This window comes from Nocardia sp. NPDC003345, from assembly GCF_053589395.1.
Map to the genome: position 1 here is coordinate 1 of NZ_JBSFRU010000500.1, position 2,957 is coordinate 2,957.

2 protein-coding genes are annotated in these 2,957 nt (G+C 70.3%); one reads left to right on the forward strand and one right to left on the reverse strand.

Features of this window, described 5'->3' with window-relative positions:
* The coding region (locus ACWDU1_RS31225; protein ID WP_450003993.1) for an FAD-dependent monooxygenase at nt 1-1,169 on the forward strand (1,169 nt) is incomplete at its 5' end.
* A 56-nt stretch (nt 1,170-1,225) separates the two neighbouring features.
* Here the strand turns inward: ACWDU1_RS31225 and ACWDU1_RS31230 are convergent.
* A partial coding sequence (locus ACWDU1_RS31230) for a phosphoenolpyruvate carboxylase (protein WP_450003994.1) occupies nt 1,226-2,957 on the reverse strand: 1,732 nt, incomplete at its 5' end.

A 2,957-nucleotide genomic window follows, 5' to 3' on the forward strand; every position in this document is an offset into this window, starting at 1 on the left:
CGGTGGTGGTGGAACGAACGCCCCGCCCCCGGCTGGGGCTGGGCGGCCACGCGGTGGACCTGTTCGCCCCGGCCACCGACGTCGTGGACCGTATGGGTCTGGTGCCGCGGCTGCGTGCCGCGAGCACCGAATCGACAGTGCTGCGCTACGAGCGGCCGGGGCGCTCCGCGATCGAGGTGGACCTACGCGATTTCTCTGAGGCTTTCGCCGACGAGCGGCATCTCGAGATCATGCGCGGTGAACTGGCGGCGATCCTGCACGAGGCCACCGGCGACCGGGTCGAATACCGTTTCGGGGATTCGATCGCCGACCTCACCCAGGACGCCGACGGGGTCGATGTCACCTTCGACAGCGGGCGCACCGGCCGGTTCGCTCTTGTCATCGGCGCCGACGGTCTGCATTCCACGGTGCGGCGCCTCGTATTCGGCCCCGAGGACGGGCTCCGGCACCATCTCGGCGGTTACCTGGCGGTCGGGACCCTGCCGAATTACCGTGAGCTGTCGGAACGGACGATCCTTTACAACGCGGTGGACCGGATCGCCGCGATGTACCCGGTATGGCAGACGGGCGAGGCCCGCGCGGTCTTCCTGTTCCGCCGTTCCGGTGAACCGGATTTCGACCATCGTGATATCGGTGCGCAGCGCCGGCTGCTGCGCGCGGAGTACGGGAACGAGGGCTGGGAGATCCCCCGCCTACTCGACGAGATGGATCGCGCCGAGGACTTCTACCTGGACGCCATCGGCCAGATCCGGCTCGATTCGTGGTCGCGGGGCCGGGTCGGGCTGGTCGGCGACGCCGGATACGCGCCGGGCCCGGCGGTCGGCGGCGGTACCACCCTGGCCGTTGTCGGGGCCTACCTCCTGGCGCGGGCACTGGCGGACGCGGACGGAGAACCCGGCCGGGCCTTCGCGGCCTACCGGGAACAGCTCGGCGATTACGCCCGCCGTTGCGCCGAGGTCGCGCCGGCGGTGTTACGCCGCGGTGTGCCGCGGTCGCGCGCGCAGTTGCGGTTCAACGAAGCGGCGTTGCGCGTGCTGCCTCGCCTTCCGGCCGCGCTGCGCCGCCGAATCATGGCCGGCGGCCCCAGTACGAAACTCGCCGATTTCACCCTGCCCGCCGAGGACACCGATCCGGACCGCCGCGCACGACCGGACGAATCCCGGGCCTGAAAGCCACCCCCGCGCACGAGATCGCCGGTGCCGGGACCTACGCCGGGCCCCGGCCGTCAGCCGGAGTTGCGCAACGCGGTGGCCAAGCCGTTCATGGTCAGCAGGATGCCGCGTTTGACCAGCTCGGAATCGTCACCGCCGCGCAGGCGCCGCAACAGTTCGACCTGCATCCGGTTCAGCGGCTCCAGATACGGGAACCGGTTGCGGATCGATTCGGCCAGCGACGGGTTGTCCGCGAGCAGATGGTCGTTACCGGTGATCGCGGCGTGCATCGCGACGGTGCGGGCGTGTTCGGATTCGATCATCGCGAAGATCCGGTCGCGCAGATCGCCGTCCTCGACCAGCTCGGCGTAGCGGGCCGCGATGGCCAGATCGCTCTTGGCCATCACCTGCGCCAGATTCGACAGCACGGTCCGGAAGAAGGGCCAGCGCCGGTACAGATCCGATAGCCGCGCGAGCCGTTCCGGATCGCCGCCGACCCATTCCTCCAGCGCCGCACCCGTGCCGTACCAGCCGGGCAGCATCACCCGGGCCTGGCTCCACGACATCACCCACGGAATGGCCCGCAGATCCGAGACCGAACTCGTCGGTTTACGGGAGGCGGGACGGCTGCCGATATTGAGGTCGCCGACCTCGGCGACCGGTGTGGATTGCCGGAAGTAGTCGACGAAACCGGGGGTTTCGTGCACCAGCCGGGCATACGCCGCGCGGGCGCGGGCGGCCAGTTCGTCCATGAGCGCGTACGACGGCTCGGCGTCCGCACCCAGGCCCTCGACATCGAGCAGGGTGGATTCCAGGGTGCCCGCGATCAGTGATTCCAGATTGCGGTGCGCCGAACCGCGTTCGGCATATTTCGCGGCGATCACCTCGCCCTGTTCGGTGAGCCGCAGCGAGCCCCGCACCGCGCCGGCGGGCTGGGCCAGGATCGCGTCGTAGCTGCGGCCCCCGCCGCGGCCCACCGTACCGCCGCGGCCGTGGAAGAGCCGCAACCGGATACCGTGCTCGCGGGCCAATTCCACCAGGTCCAGTTCGGCGCGGTAGAGCGCCCAATTGGCGGCGAGGTAGCCGCCGTCCTTGTTGGAATCGGAGTACCCGAGCATCACTTCCTGGCGCATACCCCGCGCGGACACCAGGTCCCGGTACTCCGGTACCCGCAGCGCCGCGCCGAGAGTCGCCGCGCCCGCCGCCAGATCCTCGATCGTCTCGAACAGCGGCACGATACCGGCCGGGCAGGACGGTGCGCCGCCGGCGGTGCCGGGATCGAGCAGCCCGCCCTCCTTCAGCAGCAGCGCCGCCTCGAGCAGGTCGCTGACCGAGGTACACATCGAGATGATGTAGTTCGGCACCGCCTCCGGGCCCAGGGCGGCCACGACCTCGGCGGCCGCCCGGATGATGCCCAGCTCCTTATCGGCCAGTTCGCTCAACCGCGCCCGCGGCCCCAGCAGCGGGCGGCGCGTCCGCAGTTCGCTCGTGAGCAGCGCGACCCGCTCGGATTCGTCCAGACCCGCGTAATCGGCGTGCACCCCGGCCCAGGCCAGCAGTTCGGCGACCACCTTTTCATGGGTTTCGGAGTTCTGCCGCATATCCAGGCCCTGCAGATGGAACCCGAAGGTCTCCACCGCGTGACGCAGCGCGGCGAGGCGGTCGTCGGCGAGCAGCTCGTCGCCGCTACGCCGGAGCGAGTCGTCGACGGCGTCGAGGTCGTCGAGCAATTCCTGTGGGGTCGCGTATATCCGCGCCTCGGAGGCAGTGCCGTCGGCCGCGCCGAGGGCCGCGAACTCCCGCAGC